12 protein-coding genes and 1 tRNA gene are annotated in these 18,023 nt (G+C 36.5%); 10 read left to right on the top strand and 3 right to left on the bottom strand.

Going from position 1 to position 18,023, the window contains the following annotated elements:
• Window positions 1–5: 5 nt before the first annotated feature.
• Both FLAVO9AF_RS07805 and FLAVO9AF_RS07800 read right to left on the bottom strand, forming a co-directional pair.
• Window positions 6–773: a ParA family protein gene (locus tag FLAVO9AF_RS07805; protein ID WP_159686727.1), complete on the bottom strand. Its 768-nt coding sequence runs from the start codon at window positions 771–773 to the stop codon at window positions 6–8.
• 215 nt (window positions 774–988) lie between these two features.
• A complete protein-coding gene (locus tag FLAVO9AF_RS07800; RefSeq protein WP_159686723.1) occupies window positions 989–1,621 on the bottom strand; it encodes a PliI family lysozyme inhibitor of I-type lysozyme in 633 nt (210 codons plus the stop codon).
• Window positions 1,622–1,853: 232 nt separating this feature from the next.
• On the opposite strand from FLAVO9AF_RS07800, the gene FLAVO9AF_RS07795 reads away from it, so the two are divergent.
• The 5 genes from FLAVO9AF_RS07795 (at window position 1,854) to FLAVO9AF_RS07775 (ending at window position 7,131) form a co-directional block, all read left to right on the top strand.
• Window positions 1,854–1,928, top strand: a tRNA-Pro gene (locus FLAVO9AF_RS07795).
• Between the two features lie 218 nt (window positions 1,929–2,146).
• A complete protein-coding gene (gene trxB / locus FLAVO9AF_RS07790; protein ID WP_159686719.1) occupies window positions 2,147–3,094 on the top strand; it encodes a thioredoxin-disulfide reductase in 948 nt (315 codons plus the stop codon).
• Window positions 3,095–3,880: 786 nt separating this feature from the next.
• The gene (locus FLAVO9AF_RS07785) at window positions 3,881–4,183 is read left to right on the top strand and encodes a GIY-YIG nuclease family protein (RefSeq protein ID WP_159686714.1); all 303 of its coding nucleotides are present in this window, start codon (window positions 3,881–3,883) and stop codon (window positions 4,181–4,183) included.
• A 796-nt stretch (window positions 4,184–4,979) separates the two neighbouring features.
• Entirely contained in the window at window positions 4,980–5,918 is a 939-nt protein-coding gene (locus tag FLAVO9AF_RS07780; protein WP_159686710.1) for a glycosyltransferase family 4 protein, read from the top strand.
• A 751-nt stretch (window positions 5,919–6,669) separates the two neighbouring features.
• Complete coding sequence (locus FLAVO9AF_RS07775) at window positions 6,670–7,131, top strand: dTDP-4-dehydrorhamnose 3,5-epimerase family protein (protein WP_159686706.1); 462 nt, start codon at window positions 6,670–6,672, stop codon at window positions 7,129–7,131.
• A 197-nt stretch (window positions 7,132–7,328) separates the two neighbouring features.
• Here FLAVO9AF_RS07775 and FLAVO9AF_RS07770 read toward each other — a convergent pair whose 3' ends face one another.
• Window positions 7,329–8,162 carry a hypothetical protein gene (locus FLAVO9AF_RS07770; protein ID WP_159686703.1) on the bottom strand — a complete coding sequence of 278 codons (834 nt, stop codon included), beginning with the start codon at window positions 8,160–8,162 and terminating at the stop codon, window positions 7,329–7,331.
• Between the two features lie 1,326 nt (window positions 8,163–9,488).
• Here FLAVO9AF_RS07770 and rfbC point away from each other — a divergent pair.
• The 5 genes from rfbC to FLAVO9AF_RS07745 all read left to right on the top strand — a co-directional run bounded on the left by rfbC (window position 9,489) and on the right by FLAVO9AF_RS07745 (window position 17,982).
• Window positions 9,489–10,037, top strand: coding sequence for a dTDP-4-dehydrorhamnose 3,5-epimerase (gene rfbC, locus FLAVO9AF_RS07765; protein ID WP_159686701.1), 549 nt, complete (start codon window positions 9,489–9,491; stop codon window positions 10,035–10,037).
• A 936-nt stretch (window positions 10,038–10,973) separates the two neighbouring features.
• The gene (gene rfbD / locus FLAVO9AF_RS07760; RefSeq protein ID WP_159686698.1) at window positions 10,974–11,828 is read left to right on the top strand and encodes a dTDP-4-dehydrorhamnose reductase; all 855 of its coding nucleotides are present in this window, start codon (window positions 10,974–10,976) and stop codon (window positions 11,826–11,828) included.
• A gap of 106 nt (window positions 11,829–11,934) precedes the next feature.
• On the top strand, window positions 11,935–12,804 hold the full coding sequence (gene rfbA, locus FLAVO9AF_RS07755) for a glucose-1-phosphate thymidylyltransferase RfbA (protein ID WP_159686696.1): 870 nt from the start codon (window positions 11,935–11,937) through the stop codon (window positions 12,802–12,804).
• Between the two features lie 693 nt (window positions 12,805–13,497).
• Entirely contained in the window at window positions 13,498–15,441 is a 1,944-nt protein-coding gene (locus FLAVO9AF_RS07750) for a polysaccharide biosynthesis protein (protein ID WP_370516451.1), read from the top strand.
• Window positions 15,442–17,112: 1,671 nt separating this feature from the next.
• Window positions 17,113–17,982, top strand: a complete 870-nt coding sequence (locus FLAVO9AF_RS07745) for an ABC transporter permease (protein ID WP_159686693.1) — start codon at window positions 17,113–17,115, stop codon at window positions 17,980–17,982.
• Window positions 17,983–18,023: the final 41 nt, after the last annotated feature.

Here is an 18,023-nt window from a genome sequence, read left to right as displayed (position 1 = left end):
AAAACCTATTTGCTATTTTTCTTTATTATTTCTTGAGCTAAGTGAATATAGTTTACTGCTCCTTTGCTAGTTGCGTCATAGTTGATGATGCTTTCACCAAAACTAGGAGCTTCACTCAGTTTCACATTTCGTTGGATTACAGTTTCAAAAACCATATCGTTGAAATGCTTTTGTACTTCTTCTAAAACTTGATTAGATAATCGTAGTCTAGAATCATACATAGTTAGTAATAATCCTTCGATGTCTAAATCTGGGTTATGAATTTTTTGAATACTTTTTACGGTATTCAATAATTTTCCTAATCCTTCGAGTGCAAAATATTCGCACTGAATAGGGATAATTACAGAATCCGCGGCAGTAAGTGCGTTCAAAGTTAGTAAACCTAAAGATGGAGCACAATCAATTAAAATGTAATCGTATTCATCTTTGATGCTTTCTAATGATTTTTTGAGCATGTACTCACGGTTTTCTTTGTCGACCAATTCGATTTCGATAGCCACAAGGTCGATATGGGAAGGAATCACGTCTACGTTTGGAGCGGTACATTTAAGTAAAGCTTCGTGTGGCGTATGACTGTGTTCTAAAATTTGGTAGGTGCCAATTTCAACTGACTCAACGTCAATTCCAAGTCCTGACGTGGCATTAGCTTGAGGGTCAGCATCAATTAATAAAACTTTTTTTTCTAAAACACCTAATGATGCTGCAAGATTTACGGATGTTGTGGTTTTTCCAACGCCTCCTTTTTGATTAGCAATCGCAATGATTTTGCCCATTTGTTTTTGAATTTTGAGCGGTAAAAATACAATTTTTTATGGTTATTGAAAATCTATTTTGTTAACTTTTGCTAATGCTTAGTTAATCATTTCTTACCATTGTTGAATTGCTAATTATAATCTCTTTTTATTTCATTTTTATTAAATTTTTTGCTTTTAAAAAGTGTCTTTTTTGTAAGTAGTATCAATCAATATAAAGTAATTTGATACCTCGATTAGTATTCAATGATTTTGTCAACTGCAAAAACTTTTGAAGCTTCTCCGTTTTTTAATTTGTACTGAATTTGTCGCATTCCACCTGTTGGCTTGCTGTTAGTGTCTCCTTCTTTATAAATAGGAAATCGTTGCACTAAAGTGCCCTCAACAATTGCAAATTCATCATGGCCCATATATCCTTTGTTCGCTTTAGGATTGTCTACCATACTTGGGATGGTGATTTCGCTCATTGATTTATTGTTGTTCCCAGAAAAACCAATTGCCGTACCATAACTTCCACTTCCAGCACTAGTAATATAAATCATTAGCTCTGGAGAGCCATCCGTATTTACATCATCTACTTCTACATTGGTAACGGTACCGTCAATCGTTTTGGAGACTTTTGTGTTGTCTGATTCAAAACCTGAGGGTTGAATCGTTAAGGTATCGCCTGATTTAGTTATTTCAAAACGTATCGTTTTATAAGCTACAGTCTTTTTAAAATCTGTTTTTGGTTCTACTGGTTCTGAACTGGTAGTAGTAATGGAATCTTTTGGTTGAGTAGATTCAGTAGTGGTTTCAGATTTCTTTTGACAACTAATTGACAAAAGAAGAAAAGTTAGTGCTAAGCTGGTTAAATGATTTTTTTTCATTTTAAATAATTGTTTTTTAATTGATTAGGAGATTAAAGTTAGTAAAAATGAAATAACAATGCCAATTTTTATCTTAATAATTGCTACATACTTTTGTTATTCAAAGTTGGTCTAAGTAATTGTAATTGAATTGAATCTTTTGTTTTACTGCTTGGTGTAAGGCATTAAATAATTTTATTTTTGAAATAACTTGTGATAGCCAAAAAAGTGTTCTATATTTGCACCCGCGTTACGGGGTGTAGCGTAGCCCGGTTATCGCGCCTGCTTTGGGAGCAGGAGGTCGCAGGTTCGAATCCTGCCACCCCGACAAAAACCTTTCTGGATTTCAGAAAGGTTTTTTTATTTTCTACTTGTTACGTTTATGATAAGCGACTTCAAAAGAAACATTTTATAACAAATACTATTGTAGTTTACTTAGTAAGAATGTGTTTTTTTATTACTCCATAATCAAAACAAATACTTCAAAGCGAGTTATTATTTTTTAAAATCCTATTTTTGCGTGTATTTTAAAAAACTCAAAACACAATGTCAAATACTATCGAAAAAATAAAATGCCTAATTATAGGTTCAGGTCCTGCTGGTTATACCGCTGCTATTTATGCTGCTAGAGCCAATATGTATCCTGTTTTGTACCAAGGAATGCAACCTGGTGGACAGTTGACAACGACCAATGAAGTTGAAAATTTCCCTGGTTATGTAGATGGTGTAACTGGTCCAGAAATGATGATTCAGTTGCAACAACAAGCACAACGTTTTGGCGCTGATGTGCGAGACGGTTGGGCTACCAAAGTTGATTTTTCTGGTGATATTCACAAAGTTTGGATTAACGATACTATCGAATTGCACTGCGAAACTGTAATTATTTCTACAGGGGCTTCTGCAAAATATTTAGGTTTACCATCAGAACAACATTATTTAAAAATGGGTGGCGGAGTTTCAGCTTGTGCCGTTTGTGATGGCTTTTTCTATAGAAACCAAGAAGTGGTAATCGTTGGAGCAGGAGATTCTGCTTGCGAAGAAGCACACTACTTATCTAAATTGTGCAAAAAAGTAACAATGTTGGTTAGAAGCGAAAAATTCAGAGCTTCCAAAATTATGGAAGAAAGAGTACGCAAAACCGAAAACATCGAAATCCTTTTAAACCATGATACAGTTGAAGTTTTAGGAGATGAACAAGTGGTTTCAGCTATCAAAGTAAAAAACAAAACCACCGATGAAGTGTATGACATTCCAGCTACCGGATTTTTCGTGGCCATTGGTCACAAACCTAACACCGATATTTTCAAAGATTACTTGACCTTAGACGAAACGGGTTATATCATAAACGTTCCAGGAAGTTCAAAAACGAATGTAGCAGGAGTTTTCGTAGCAGGAGACGCCGCCGATCACGTGTACCGCCAAGCCATTACCGCTGCAGGTACAGGTTGTATGGCAGCATTGGATGCCGAGCGTTATTTGGCTGCCAAAGAGTAATTTTTTTAGGAGCAGTATTCAAATCGCTTTCTTGTGAGCAAAGTCCCGCTCTCCGTTATAATCTTTGTTGCCGAACCCCGGCAACAAAGGATTTTCACTGCGATCCTTTAGATTTGCTAAATAAATTTAAATTACTTTTAATCAACAACCAAACTGACAAAGTGAACCTTCTCTTCGATCAAAGTTAGCTACTTATGCCCCGATTAGGACTTTGTCAGTTTTATTNTGCAGAGAGGCGTCGTTCTCGATACATTTTCTATACCCTTGTTGCCGCAGGGCATAGAAAACACTCGAACTGACGCTTGGAGGACTCAAGAAGTTCTCGAAATACGAATCGTCAGACCGAGTGGTTTTTAGAAAATGCGTTAGCTTTTTCTGAAAATTGTATCGAGGGCGTTTGGGTGCAGAGAGGCGTCGTTCTCGATACATTTTCTATACCCTTGCTGCCGCAGAGCATAGAAAACACTCGAACTGACGCTAGGGGGACTCAAGAAGTTCTCGAAAAGTGAAACGTCAGACCGAGTGGTTTTTAGAAAATGCGTTAGCTTTTTCTGAAAATTGTATCGAGGGCGTTTGGTTGCAGAGAGGCGTCGTTCTCGATACATTTTCTATACCCTTGCTGCCGCAGAGCATAGAAAACACTCGAACTGACGCTAGGGGGACTCAAGAAGTTCTCGAAAAGTGAAACGTCAGACCGAGTGGTTTTAAAAAAATTGCTGTCGCATTGTCTTTAAAAAACACTCGAACTGACGGAAGATTTGAATTGTAATTATTTGCTGATAATCTATGAAACTTTCTTATGTCTATATTCTAAAATGTTCAGATGGTAGTTATTATACTGGCGTTACTAGTAATTTGGGACAAAGATTGTTTAGACATAATACGGGCTATTATCCAGATTGTTACACCGCTAACAGAAGGCCACTTGAACTTGTTTTTTATTGTGAGTTTACGGATATTACTATAGCAATTGAAAAAGAAAAACAAATTAAAAAGTGGTCAAGAGCAAAAAAAGAGGCGTTAATTAATGGCGATTTCGAAGCTTTAGTGAATTTAGCTAAAAAAAGGTTCTCGATACGCATTAAATAGCTATGGCAATTTAATGCACTCGAACTGACGCCTCGGTTATCTCGTTGCTTGCTTAGGGAAATTAAGAGGTTCTCGTAAAACGAATCGTCAGACCGAGTGGTTTTAAAAAAATTGCGGTAGTTTTTTTTGAAAATTGTATTGAGGGCGTTTGGTGCACATAAGGGTTCTCGATATGAATTGAAAAGCTATCGCGTTTCAATTCTACTCGAACTGACGCCTCGGTTATCTCGTTGCTTGCTTGGGGGAACCCAAGAAGTTCTCGAAAAGTGAAACGTCAGACCGAGTGGTTTTTAGAAAATGCGTTAGCTTTTTTTAAAAATTGTATCGAGGGCGTTTGGGTACATAAGGGTTCTCGATATGAATTGAAAAGCTATCGCGTTTCAATTCTACTCGAACTGACGCCTCGGTTATCTCGTTGCTTGCTTGGGGGAACCCAAGAAGTTCTCGAAAAGTGAAACGTCAGACCGAGTGGTTTTAAAAAAATTGCGGTAGCTTTTTTTGAAAATTGTATCGAGGGCGGTTTGTTTCTCGATATGAATTGAAAAGCTGTCACGTTTCAATTCTACTTGAACTGACGCATCGGTTAACTCTTTGCTTGCTTGGGGGACTCAAGAAGTTCTCGAAATACGAATCGTCAGTTCGAGTGATTTTCGAAAAATGCGATAGCTTTTTTTGAAAATTGTATCGAGAACATTTGGGTGCACAAAAAGCTTCTCAATACGTTTTAAATAGCTGTAGCAATGTAATGCACTCTAGCTAACGGCTGGGAGTTATAAATCAAAATTTAGTTTAAAAAATGATATATATTCTATTTTTTCTAGTTCTGCTACTAGCGGAACTTTTTTATTTTAAAATTGCGGATCGGTTTAATATTATCGATAAACCTAACTTGCGTTCTTCTCATACCCAGATTACCCTACGAGGTGGAGGGATTTTATTTCCCATAGCGGTGGTGCTTGGTTTTGGGATGGGGTACGTGAGTTGGCCTTTGTCTTTGTCGATCTTACTCGTTGCAGTGGTTAGTTTTATTGATGATATCCGTCCATTGTCGCAATTTCCAAGATTATTGGCTCATCTGTTGGCTATTGGTTTGGTGTTGTATGATTTAGAACTCATAACATTGGGCTGGTGGTGGCTGCCGGTAGTAGCAATTTTGTTAATCGGTTGGACCAATGCCTTTAATTTTATGGATGGCATCAACGGGATCACGGTCTTGTATGCTTTGGTGAGCCTCGTTTCTTTCCGTTTTTTACCAGAATTGGTAGAAGATGTGCCTATGCTTGATGTTATGGGAATAGCCTGTTTGGTATTTGCTTTCTTTAATTTGAGAAAAAGAGCTAAAACCTTTGCGGGTGATGTAGGGAGTGTAGCTATGGCTTTGTTTTTGGGTTACTATATGGTGAAGTTGATTGTGGCTACGCAACAAATAGGCTATTTGCTTTTCTTCGCTGTTTATGGTATAGATGCAGTTCTGACCATTTTCAATCGCCTTCGCAAAAAAGAAAATATACTCGAAGCACATCGTTCGCACTTGTATCAGTATTTGGCTAATGAAAAGCGCTTGCCCCATGTGGCTGTGGCTGTAGGGTATGCTGTGGTGCAGTTGGGAGTGAATTACTCTGCCATTTATTTGATCCAACAACAGGCTTTGACGCTTACTGTTTTTATATTGATTTTAATAGTGATGAGTGGGGTGTATTTGGGTATTAGGTATTGGGCGACGAAAGAAGTTTAATGGTTTAATCGGTTAACTGGTTAATCGGTTAATTGTTTAACTGTTTAATCGGTTAACTGGTTAACTGGTTAATTGTTTAAAATTGTTTAATCGGTTAACTGTCTAATCGGTTAATTGTGCGGTTGTTTAAAATTGTTTAACTGTTTAATCGGTTAATTGGTTAACTGGTTAATTGTTTAAGGTTGTTTAAAGGTTTAATTGGTTAATCGGTTAACTGTTTAAAGTTGTTTAAAATTGATTAATCGGTTAACTGGTCAATTGGTCAATTGTGCGGTTGTTTAAAATTGTTTAACTGTTTAATCGGTTAACTGGTTAATCGTTTAAGGTTGTTTAAAGATTTAATTGGTTAACTGGTTAATCGGTTAACTGTTTAATTGTTTAATCGTTTAAGGTTGTATAAAGGTTTAATTGGTTAATCGGTTAACTGTTTAAAGTTGTTTGAAAGTTTAATAGTTTTACCGCGAAGTTCGAAAAGTGTTTCGCAAGGTTCGCCAAGGAAGTATTCAGTATTCAGTTGGAAAGTGATCAGTGGGTGTTTTCAGTTTAGCCAATCTTAAATAGACCTGAAAACAGGTTTTATTGAAACAAAGCCTCTCGACTGTACTTCGACTTCGCTCAGTATAAACTACTCGAGGTGACAATCAAAGGTAGAAGATAGAATGTAGAAGATAGAATGTAGAGGTTAGAGGTGGAAGGTAGTTGACAATGTACAGGAAAGTTCAGTTGGAAGTTAACAAGACAAGAAAATGATATGGGAGCTATAGTGAAACAACCTAGACTAATAGAAGGAGGTATCCATACCGATCTTAGAGGGCAAATTTCGTTTGTGAATGGGATGGTCTTTGAAGAGATTGCTCGGTTTTATATTATCAGTAATTCTGAGGAGCACCCTTTGCGTGCTTGGCAAGGGCATCGCATTGATAACAAGTATTTTTATTGTGTACAAGGTTCCATCCGAGTACATTTTGTCAAAGTGGACCACTGGGAATCTCCTTCGAAAGACCTGTCTGTGGAGAATGTCTTGCTTTCGGCTAACGAAAGTAAAGTCTTGCACATACCTGAAGGCTATGCTAATGCCATTGAGTCGCTTGAAGCGGGTTCAAAATTGATTTCTTTTTCGACTTTACCACTGGAACGTACGGCTGAGGATGACGTGCGATTTCCTCCGGAGATGTGGCCTATCGAATATGCTAATGGAAATTCCAAATTTTAAAATTCCAAAAAGTGAACCGCGAAGACACAAGGTCGCAAAGTGTTGTACATGGTTCGGAAAGTTTAGTGAGGAGGATAACCGCAAATTCACAAATTTTTTCGGATTTTGAGCTATCGGGTAGGCTTTATAAGGAGTTAATTGATGCTATTTTTAAACCCTTTCTGAGTTTTGGATTCTGAAAGGGTTTTTTATTGGGGTTAGGAAAAGCTAAATGGAGGTTTTAAATTTTCAGCTGAGGTTTCGGTTTGAGCTGGAGTATTATCGTTGAGGTGTTGGGGAAAGTAGTGGTAAGCTATTAGGGTTGCCGTGTTGTGTTTGCGGTGGAGCGGGATGTGTTTGCTACCGATTTGGTTGGAAAAGCCAATAAATAAAAAAGTGAGGTGGAGGTCTTGGTCTGTAGGCGGTTTAACCGTTATGGTTATGTCTTGTGGGGTACTGGTTTTGGGAAAAAATTGTGGTTCGCCATAGATGGTGGTGAAGTGGTTGGTTTCTAGGTTCCAATTGGCAATGGCTAGATTGAAGGTGATATGAGTGGCATCTTCAGGCCAATTGAGGTCGGTTTCTAAATTACAATTTGAATACTTAAAACCGTGGTTTTTTAGTGTCCATTTATTTGAGGGTAGTACCAGTGGAAGGGGGCGTAATTTGTTGCTTTCAAAGCCTAAAAGGAGTTCTTGACCGTATTTGGATTTGATGCCTTCAGTTACTAAACGATTCCCTCGTTCATTATTATGGTCTTCTTTTACGATATTCAAAAAGAGGGCGTTGGCTCTTCCTGCATAACTGCCGTCTTTTGCGTTATTATTAAAGGCTTGCGTTAATCGACGAAATATTTTGGAAGTTTTAGAACAATGGCTCATTTCTTGGCCTTGCATTTTTATGAGGTGATCGTTGGATGCGTTTCGGTTCTTTTTGGTCGTCTTAGCCGAATCTGCTTTTTTGCGAACGCGGTTGATTTTATCTTGATCGAGATAAAAGTTTAGGTCGTCTATCGTGCCAGTGATTGCAAAGGGTGCTTTTACTATAGCCATACTTTTTTTTGTTGAAAGATATTGCATACTGTTTTTCGTTTCTTGATGGTTGTCATTTTTGAACATAAAATGACACAAATGTCACAAATGGCTCAGTGCAAACGATGTGGTTTGCCACGGATGCACGAATTAATTTTGAAAAGTTTGTGATGTGGGATTACCGGTTATCGGTTATCTGTTTAATCGGTTAACTGTTTAATCGGTTAATTGTTTAAGGTTGTTTAAAGGTTTAATTGGTTAATCGGTTAACTGCTTAATTGTTTAAGGTTGTTTAATGGTTTAATCGGTTAACTGTTTAATCGGTTAATTGTTTAAGGTTGTTTAAAGGTTTAATTGGTTAATCGGTTAACTGCTTAATTGTTTAAGGTTGTTTAATGGTTTAATCGGTTAACTGGTTAATCGGTTAACTGTTTAATTGTTTAAGGTTGTTTAAAGGTTAATTGTTTAACTTGTTAACTGTTGAATTGTTTAACTGGTTAATCGGTTAATTGTGCGGTTGTTTAAAATTGTTTAAAAGTTTAATCGGTTAACTTTTTAAAGTTGTTTGAAAGTTTAATAGTTTTACCGCGAAGATTGCAAAGGATTACGCAAGGTTCGTTAAGGAAGTATTCAGTGTTCAGTTGAAAAGTGATCAGTTTGTGTTTTCAGATGAGACCTACCTTAAATAGACCTGAAAACAGGTTTTATTGATACGAAGCCTCTCGACTGTACTTCGCTTCGCTCAGTATGAACTACTCGAGGGAACAATCAAAGGTAGAAGGTAGAGGTTAAAAGGTAGAGGCTAGAAGTGGAAGGCGGTTAACAATGTACAGGACAGTTCAGTTAAGTATGCTAAATGTGTAGTGTTTACTATAGCGCCTCCCCTCTAGAAATCGAAGATTTAACGACTCCAAAAATAAATAGTTACTGGAGTTATAGGTGCTGGGGGTGTGTTTTGAAGTAAGATACTGTGAGTTTTCGTTTACCCCAAACCTAAAGGGAGCCGAAAACAAGAAATTCCGAATTTCAAAAATCAATTTTATAACTTTTGGTCATCGTTACTTTTTCGACCCTTTAAGGTAGGGGGAATGAAAAAGGAACTAGCAGCCTCTCGATTGTGTTTATGGTGCCATTCATCAAGATATCACTTTTCCTGTGAGGAAACTAGCTAACTAAGTAATCAATTAATTAATAGTTAACCCCTTAACCGATTAACCAGTTAACCAGTTAACCATTTCATCTATTAACCCATTCAACAGTTAACCAGTTAAACGATTAACCAGTTAATCCATTAACCGATTAACCATTTAACCTTTCCCATCTAAAATAAAAATATAAATTTGCAGCATGAATAAAGAAGAAACATTTATTAAAGATTTAGTAGTACTTACTCCTGATGTTTTTGAAGACGCTCGTGGGTATTTTTTTGAAGGCTACAATAAAAACAAGTTCAGTGCTCTTGGCATTGCCATCGATTTTGTACAAGACAATCAGTCGTTTTCCCAAAGAGGGACTTTGAGAGGCTTGCATTATCAAAACCCACCTTATGCACAAACGAAATTAGTTCGGGTGTTGCAAGGGGAGATTATGGATGTGGCGGTCGATTTGAGAAAAGATTCTCCGACCTATGGACAGCATTTTGGCATTAAATTAACTGCTGAAAATAAAAAACAATTGTTAGTACCTCAAGGTTTTGCTCATGGCTTTTCGGTTTTGAGTGAAACGGCGGTGGTATTGTATAAATGCGATCAGTTTTATAACAAAGCCAGTGAGGGTGGGATTCGTTTTGATGATCCTACATTAAATATTGATTGGGGAATGGAATTGAAGAAGGCAATTGTTTCAGAAAAGGATTTGGTTTTGCCTGATTTCGCTAATTGTAATAGTGAGTTTTAGGAGATGAGGGTAATTGGTTGTCAGTTATCGGTTATCGGTTATGTGTTATCAGTTGTGAGTTATTAGTTGTGAGTTATCAGTTGTGAGTTATCAGTTGTGAGTTATCTGTTATCAGTTATGAGTTATGGGGTGGTTATAGTGTTTTAATTTAACCGCAAAGTTTTAAAGGGTTACGCGAGGGTCACAAAGATTGCTTAACTGGTTAGTCGGTTGTCAGTTATCTGTTATCGGTTGTGAGTTGTGAGTTATCAGTTATGAGTTATGGAGTGGTTATAGTGTTGTAATTTAACCGCAAAGCTCGCAAAGGGTTACGCGAGGTTCGCAAAGATTCCTTAACGGGTTAGTCGGTTGTGAGTTATCTGTTATCGGTTATGAGTTTGAGTTGTGGGGTGTGAGTTATGGAGTGGTTATAGTATTGTAATTTAACCGCAAAGCTCGCAAAGGGTTACTCGAGGTGCGCAAAGATTGCTTAACGGGTTAGTCGGTTGTCAGTTATCAGTTATCAGTTATCAGTTATCAGTTATCAGTTATCAGTTATCAGTTGTGAGTTATGAGTTATGGGGTGGTTATAGTGTTGTAATTTAACCGTAAAACTTGCAAAGGGTTACGCGAGGCTGGCAAAGATTGTTTTAAAGGTTAATCGTTTAATCGGTTAAGTGTTTAATCGATTATACTTTGTAGTTAGGTAGAGGATGATTGTTTAAGATGGTTTAAAATTGTTTAATTTGTTACCTGCTTAATCGGTGACTTGTTTAAGGTTGTTTAAAGGTTTGATGATTTAACCGTAAGGTTCGTAAAGTTTGGTTGTTAAGTCTACTTGTTTGAATGGAAGGTTATATAGAGTACCTGACTTAGTTCGCCTTTTATTACAGGGTACTGCTTAGCGTCAAGCATCAAGCATCAAGCACCAAGCATCACAAACCACTAAAAAAATATATGAAAAAAATACTAGTTACGGGAACGAATGGACAATTGGGGTCTGAATTAAGGGTTTTGTCTAAAAGGTATACTCAATTTGAGTGGGTTTTTACAGACAGAGGAGAATTGGATTTGTGTGATTTGGTTCATTTGACAATGGAATTATCTAGAATGCAACCTAATTATATCATTAATTGTGCTGCCCACACAGCGGTAGATCGGGCAGAATCTGAATTCGAATTGGCCGATGTATTGAATCATCAAGCGGTAGCGGTGCTAGCGAAATGGAGTGCCAAAAACGATTGTAAGTTGCTCCATATTTCTACTGACTATGTTTTTGATGGAACCGCTGCCACACCTTTGGCAGAGTCGGCTCCTACGACGCCAATTAATGTCTATGGACAAACGAAACTAGCAGGTGAGTTGGCTTGTGCACAGGAATGCCCAAGCAGTATCATTATCAGAACTTCATGGGTGTATTCTAGTTTTGGTGCCAATTTTGTAAAAACGATGTCGCGTTTAATGCAAGAAAGAGATAGTTTGAATGTGGTCAACGATCAAATTGGTAGCCCAACTTATGCGGCAGACTTAGCCCAGGCTGTACTAACCATTATTATCCATCCTACTTGGCAAGCAGGAATCTACCATTTCTCCAATGAAGGCGAAATCAGCTGGTATGAATTTGCCCTAGCTATTCAAGAGATTGGTGGATTTGATTGTAAGGTAAGTGGTATTCCAACTTCTGCTTATCCGACTCCAGCGAAACGTCCACAATATTCGTTATTGGATAAAAGTAAAATTAAAGCTACTTTTGGAGTGATGGTCCCGGATTATAAGGAGAGTTTAGAGCTTTGTATGAGGCTGTTGCAATAGTTTTCAGTTATCTGTTTTCGGTTGTCAGTTATCAGTTTTCGGTTATCAGTTGTCTTAATACTTAATACTTAATACTTAATACATAGTACTTAATACTAAAACAAAAATGAAAGGAATAATACTAGCCGGTGGATCCGGTACCCGTTTACATCCCCTAACATTGGCGATGAGCAAACAAATGATGCCCGTTTATGACAAACCAATGATTTATTATCCGTTATCGACCCTAATGATGGCGGGAATACACGAGATTTTGATTATCTCTACGCCGCACGATTTGCCTAATTTTAAAAAGTTATTGGGTGATGGTAGTCAGATAGGCTGCCAATTCAGCTATGCGGAACAAGCGATTCCTAATGGTTTAGCACAAGCTTTTGTGATTGGGGCAGATTTTATTGGTGATGATTCGGTGGCCTTAGTTTTGGGGGACAATATCTTTTTTGGAGCCAACATGCATGAATTGTTGCAATCGAATACAAATCCTGAGGGAGGAGTGGTTTTTGCGTATCATGTTTCGGATCCAGAACGGTATGGGGTGGTTGAGTTTGATGAAAATCAGAAAGCACTTTCAATAGAAGAAAAGCCACTACAACCTAAGTCCAATTATGCAGTACCAGGTTTGTATTTTTATGATAATTCGGTTGTAGAAATTGCTAAAAATATTCAGCCTAGTGCTCGAGGAGAATATGAAATCACCGATGTGAATAAAGTGTATTTGGCACAAGGCAAACTCAAAGTAGGCATACTGAGTAGGGGAACGGCATGGTTGGATACAGGTACGTTTAACAGTTTGATGCAAGCCGGTCAGTTTGTTCAGGTTTTAGAAGAACGTCAAGGTTTAAAAGTGGGTTGCATTGAAGAAATCGCTTGGAGACAAGGCTTTATCTGTGAAGCCGAATTAAAGGCCATCGCTGAACCCCTTCGCAAGTCGGGTTATGGCGATTATTTGTTGGGCTTGTTGAAGCAGAGAGGTTAATCGGTAGATTGTTTAATCGGTTAATTGGTTAATTGTTTAATCGTTTAATGTTGTTTAAAAGTTTAATGGTTAACTGGTTAATTGTTTAATCGTTTAAGGTGGTTTAAGGGTTTAATTGTTTAATGTTGTTTAAAAGTTTAAGGATTTAGTCGGTTAACTGGTTAAAGGTTTAATTGTTTAAGGTTTTTTAATGGTTTGGCGATTAAAGGAGAATTGTTTAATCGTTTTACTTACTAGAAATAATCCTTTGGTTGAAGGGCAAATTAAAAAGGAGTAGTAAACAGCTTTTATCCGTGAGTAATTGCTAGAATCATAGATTAAAGCTAGTCAACATAGAAAAAACAGCAATAGCACTTTCTGAAACTGATAAGCTGTGTGAATTGTAAAAGGTCTATTTTTTCTCTTAAACAAAACTATCTTTTCTATGTTTCTCCTACGTGGTAAAAAAACAATTGCACTCAACGGAAAATGATAGTAAATTCAGTTCAACAATGAATCAGTTCAACAATTAATGAATTTTAATGATTAACTAGCTTAACAATTGCCAAATTCAACAATTAACCAGTTAACCATTTCCACGATTAACCAGTTAACCAACAAATACTACCGGTAGGATATATTAACATTTTTATTGTCCATACTTTCCCAATAATTTGTATTTTTGTTCACATTAATTTTAAAAGAAATCGCATTTTGAGTACAGCTACACAAAATTTTTTTTCTAGAGCGAACCTGAAGTTCAATATTCATAATTTGAGTTATTTACCTCGATGGATTATCGTGGTGATGGATACTATGGTACTCAATGTCTCTTTCTTTTTTACGGTATTGATTTTTAAGGGAACTGGTTTAGAATATATCGTTACGCCACATTATTTAGTGTACATCAGTTTGTTGATGGGGGTTAATGTGTTTTTCTTTTGGTTGTTCCGTACCTATTCTGGTATTATTCGTCATTCTTCTTATATTGATGCTGTCAAGCTATTGTTTTCTCAAATGGCGGTATTGGTAGTTTTTTTAATCACTAATTTCTTTTATGAAGTCAGTACAGGGGAAAAAGCCATTTTGAATACGGCCTTGTTTATTAATATTGTACTTTCTTTTTGTGGTTTGTTCTTGTATCGCGTGGTGGTCAAACAAACTTTCGAATTGTATTTTTCGGATAAAGGAACTAATAAATTGATTCGCACCATTATTTATGGGACGGATGCCAATGCTATTTCAGTAGCCAATGCACTGAAGTTTGAAACTCCATCGCGATTTAAGATTGTTGGTTTTGTGGATAAGAACAATATGAATTCGAATAAACGAATGTTGGATTTGCCCATACTTGTTCAAAAGAAAAAATTACCCACTTTGATGCGATCTGTTGGTGCTGAGGCTATCATTATAGCGGATAAGTCCTTAAGTAAGGAAGAACAATTGCAAATTGTAGATAAGTGTTTAGAATTCAATTACAGGGTATATACAGTGCCTTTGATTTCGAACTGGGAAAATCAAAAAGAGATTTCAGAAAAGGTAAAAAACATTCAAATTGAAGACCTTTTGGAGCGTAATCCTATTATTTTGGATAACAAAACCATTTCAAAAGATTTAAAAGATAAAACCATATTAATCACAGGAGCTGCTGGTTCTATAGGAAGTGAAATCGTGCGTCAAGTGATTCAATTCAAGCCGCATTCGATAGTTTTAGTGGATCAAGGGGAGACTCCATTGCATCAATTGACTTTAGAATTAGAAACTATTGTTACCGATTCCAATTTGCATAGTGTTATTGCTGATGTTCGCAATAAAGAAGTAATGCGCAGAGTATTTAGAACGCATTCTCCACAAGTGGTGTATCATGCAGCAGCCTATAAGCATGTTCCTTTGATGGAAGAAAATCCTGCACAGGCTATACAAACGAATGTTGAAGGTACCAAGAATGTTGCGGATTTATCTTGTGAATTCAAAGTAAAAAAGTTTGTTATGGTTTCTACTGACAAAGCGGTTAATCCGAGCAATGTCATGGGAGCAAGTAAGCGAATTGCGGAAAAATATGTGCAATCGTTGCAATTGAAAAGTATCAGAGAGAATAATGGAAAAGGAACCAAATTCATTACGACTCGTTTTGGAAATGTATTGGGTTCTAATGGCTCTGTAGTACCTTTGTTTACCAAACAAATTGCAGCTGGGGGGCCTGTTACCATTACGCACCAAGATATTATTCGTTACTTTATGACGATACCAGAAGCCTGTCAGTTGGTTTTGGAAGCGGGTTCTATGGGCAAAGGTGGCGAGATTTATATTTTTGATATGGGTAAGCCTGTAAAAATTATTGATTTGGCTAGGAAAATGATAAAACTGGCTGGTTTTATTCCGGATAAAGACATTCCAATCAAAATTGTTGGATTGCGTCCAGGTGAAAAATTGTATGAAGAACTTTTAAATGACACTTCTAAAACCATTCCAACTTATCACGAAAAAATCATGATTGCTGAGGAAATTCAGGATGAATTTGAAAATCTGCACCTTGAAATTGAAGAACTAATCGGAATGTCTACTTTCTTTAGTAATGAAGATATTGTAGGTAAAATGAAAAAAATTGTACCTGAATTTAAAAGTATGAATTCTGCCTTTCAGTTTTTGGATAGTTAGTGGGGGTTAATTGGTTAATTGTTTAATCGGTTAACTGTTTAATCGGTTAAACGTTAATGAGTTAAGGGTTTAGTCCTGATCATTAAGTTCACTAATAATACTGATGCTTTCAGTATAAGAAATAAAACCCTTTCAGGTCTTGAGATTTGAAAGGGTTTCTCTTTGTTTTCAATTCTAAAGAATACTGAAAAGGGAAAATTTAGTAGTTTGTATTTCAAATTCCAAAAGTTTAACCGCAAGGTTCGCAAAGTGATTACGCTAGGATCGCCAAGGAAAATTTCAATAAAAAAATCTTAATTCCGAAAGTTTAACCGCAAGGTTCGCAAAGGGATTACACTAAGTTCGCCAAGAGAAATTTTAATAAAATATCCAAATTCGAAAGTTGAACGCTCAGACCCTAAAACTTACGGTTTCCAATACTGTCAAGTCGAGCGCAGTCGAGACTGTTTAGAAGCACATAATTCATATTGCTTGTTAAGATAAAAAAGTTCAAAACACCCTACTCTTCAAAATATCGTCCTTATTACTTTTTCCTCCGTTTAGGGTGGGGATAAGAAAAAGTAATTTCTACATAAATCGAGACTATTTTTTACTACGACTACTTTGTGTTCCTTTGCGTAAATATTTGTTAGCATTGCGGTTAAATCTCTATGCTAACGCTATCTGTGTTTTTTTAAGCCAAGAACTTATATGCCCTTATTTGCCTTATATGGTTCAAACCACTTCCGTTTTCAATCCAAAACTTTATTGACTTAATATGTTTTAACCTTTGCGTTCAATGGCGTAATCCTTTACGGACATTGCGGTTAAATTTCAATGCTAACGCTATTTGTGGTTTTTTTAAGACAAAAACTCATATGCCCTTATTTGCCTTATATGGTTCAAACTACTTCCTTTTTCAATCCAAAACTTTATTGACTTATATGTTTTAACCTTTGCGTTCAATGGCGTAATCCTTTACGGACATTGCGGTTAAATTTCAATGCTAACGCTATTTGTGGTTTTTTTTAAGACAAAAACTCATATGCCCTTATTTGCCTTATATGGTTCAAACTACTTCCTTTTTCAATCCAAAACTTTATTGACTTATATGTTTTAACCTTTGCGTTCCTTGCGTAACCCTTTGCGTTCCTTGCGATTAAATCTCAATGCTAACGCTATCTGTGGTTTTTTTAAGCCAAAAACTAGTATGCCCTTATTTGCCTTATATGGTTCAAATCACTTCCGTTTTCAATCCAAAACTTTATTGACTTATATGTTTTAACCTTTGCGTTCCATTGCGTAATCCTTTGCGGACATTGCAGTTAAATTTCAATGCTAACGCTATTTGTGGTTTTTTTTTTAAGACAAAAACTCATATGCCCTTATTTGCCTTATATGGTTCAAATCACTTCCGTTTTCAATCCAAAATTTTATTGACTTATATGTTTTAACCTTTGCGTTCATTGCGTTATCCTTTGCGTTCATTGCGGTTAAATTTTTTATTAGCCGACTACGTTTTTGTTATGTATACTAAATAGTCGTTTTCTAAGATAAATAAAACCCTTGCTGCGTCTTGCATACTGAAAGGGCTTCTCTTTGTATAGGATTGAAAGATTATAGCTATCTTTGTCGCAAACAAAGCTAAAAATCGATTGTTACTGATTTTTAGCAATAGCTTTTGCACCCAAAATGAATACCACACCTACCCAAAATGAAGATTGGTTGTTTGAAATAACACCCAAGAATTCCTTTTTTTCACTGCCTCTGAAAGAGGTCTGGCAGTACCGTGATTTGTTGTTCCTATTTGTGAAGCGAGATATTGTAACAGTTTACAAACAAACTGTTTTAGGACCCTTGTGGTATTTGATTCAGCCCTTATTCACTTCGATTACTTTTACCATTATTTTTAATTCCGTTGCTGGAATCGAAACAGGAGTTGTTCCGCCATTTTTATTCAATATGGCTGGGATTACCGTTTGGAATTATTTTACGGCCTGCTTGAATGGTACCTCTGATACTTTTAGAGCCAATGCTGCAATATTTGGAAAAGTGTATTTTCCAAGAATCATCACTCCAATTTCTATAGTAGTTTCCAATTTAATAAAGTTGGGGATTCAGGTTTTTATTTTTCTAGTCTTTTATGCCTATTTTTATGTTCAAGGAGCAGAAGTTGGTTTCCATTGGACGGCAGTTTTTTTTCCATTCTTAGTGTTACTTATGGGAGTTTTAGGTTTGGGACTGGGAATGATCATCTCTTCTTTGGTTACTAAATATAGAGATTTTACGCATCTGATTGGTTTTGGAGTGCAGTTGTTAATGTATTTATCGGCAGTGATGTACCCTTTAGCGCTTATTGAAGATAAACTGCCGAAGTATGGATGGTTAGTCCATTACAATCCCTTGGCTTATATCATTGAAACATCACGATATATGTTATTGAATGTGGGGACCTTGTCTGTAAAGGGGCTACTTTTTACTTTTGTAGTTACTATGCTCGTTTTTTTTCTGGGTCTGCTTATATTTAATCGAACAGAGAAAAGTTTTATTGATACGGTGTAGTTTAGTGTTCAGTAGTCAGTTTTTAGTATTCAGTTGATTTA

Source organism: Flavobacterium sp. 9R (genome assembly GCF_902506345.1).
Classification (GTDB): domain Bacteria; phylum Bacteroidota; class Bacteroidia; order Flavobacteriales; family Flavobacteriaceae; genus Flavobacterium.
Note: the sequence above shows the minus strand (reverse complement) of the source record. Positions and strands in the feature narration are given on the sequence as shown.

Coding starts and splice junctions, on each gene's coding strand:
- FLAVO9AF_RS07780 (WP_159686710.1), top strand. CDS start 4,980: ATGATATATATTCTATTTTTTCTAGTTCTGCTACTAGCGGAACTTTTT.
- FLAVO9AF_RS07775 (WP_159686706.1), top strand. CDS start 6,670: ATGGGAGCTATAGTGAAACAACCTAGACTAATAGAAGGAGGTATCCAT.
- FLAVO9AF_RS07785 (WP_159686714.1), top strand. CDS start 3,881: ATGAAACTTTCTTATGTCTATATTCTAAAATGTTCAGATGGTAGTTAT.
- FLAVO9AF_RS07805 (WP_159686727.1), bottom strand. CDS start 773: ATGGGCAAAATCATTGCGATTGCTAATCAAAAAGGAGGCGTTGGAAAA.
- FLAVO9AF_RS07770 (WP_159686703.1), bottom strand. CDS start 8,162: ATGGCTATAGTAAAAGCACCCTTTGCAATCACTGGCACGATAGACGAC.
- rfbA (WP_159686696.1), top strand. CDS start 11,935: ATGAAAGGAATAATACTAGCCGGTGGATCCGGTACCCGTTTACATCCC.
- FLAVO9AF_RS07745 (WP_159686693.1), top strand. CDS start 17,113: ATGAATACCACACCTACCCAAAATGAAGATTGGTTGTTTGAAATAACA.
- trxB (WP_159686719.1), top strand. CDS start 2,147: ATGTCAAATACTATCGAAAAAATAAAATGCCTAATTATAGGTTCAGGT.
- rfbD (WP_159686698.1), top strand. CDS start 10,974: ATGAAAAAAATACTAGTTACGGGAACGAATGGACAATTGGGGTCTGAA.
- rfbC (WP_159686701.1), top strand. CDS start 9,489: ATGAATAAAGAAGAAACATTTATTAAAGATTTAGTAGTACTTACTCCT.
- FLAVO9AF_RS07800 (WP_159686723.1), bottom strand. CDS start 1,621: ATGAAAAAAAATCATTTAACCAGCTTAGCACTAACTTTTCTTCTTTTG.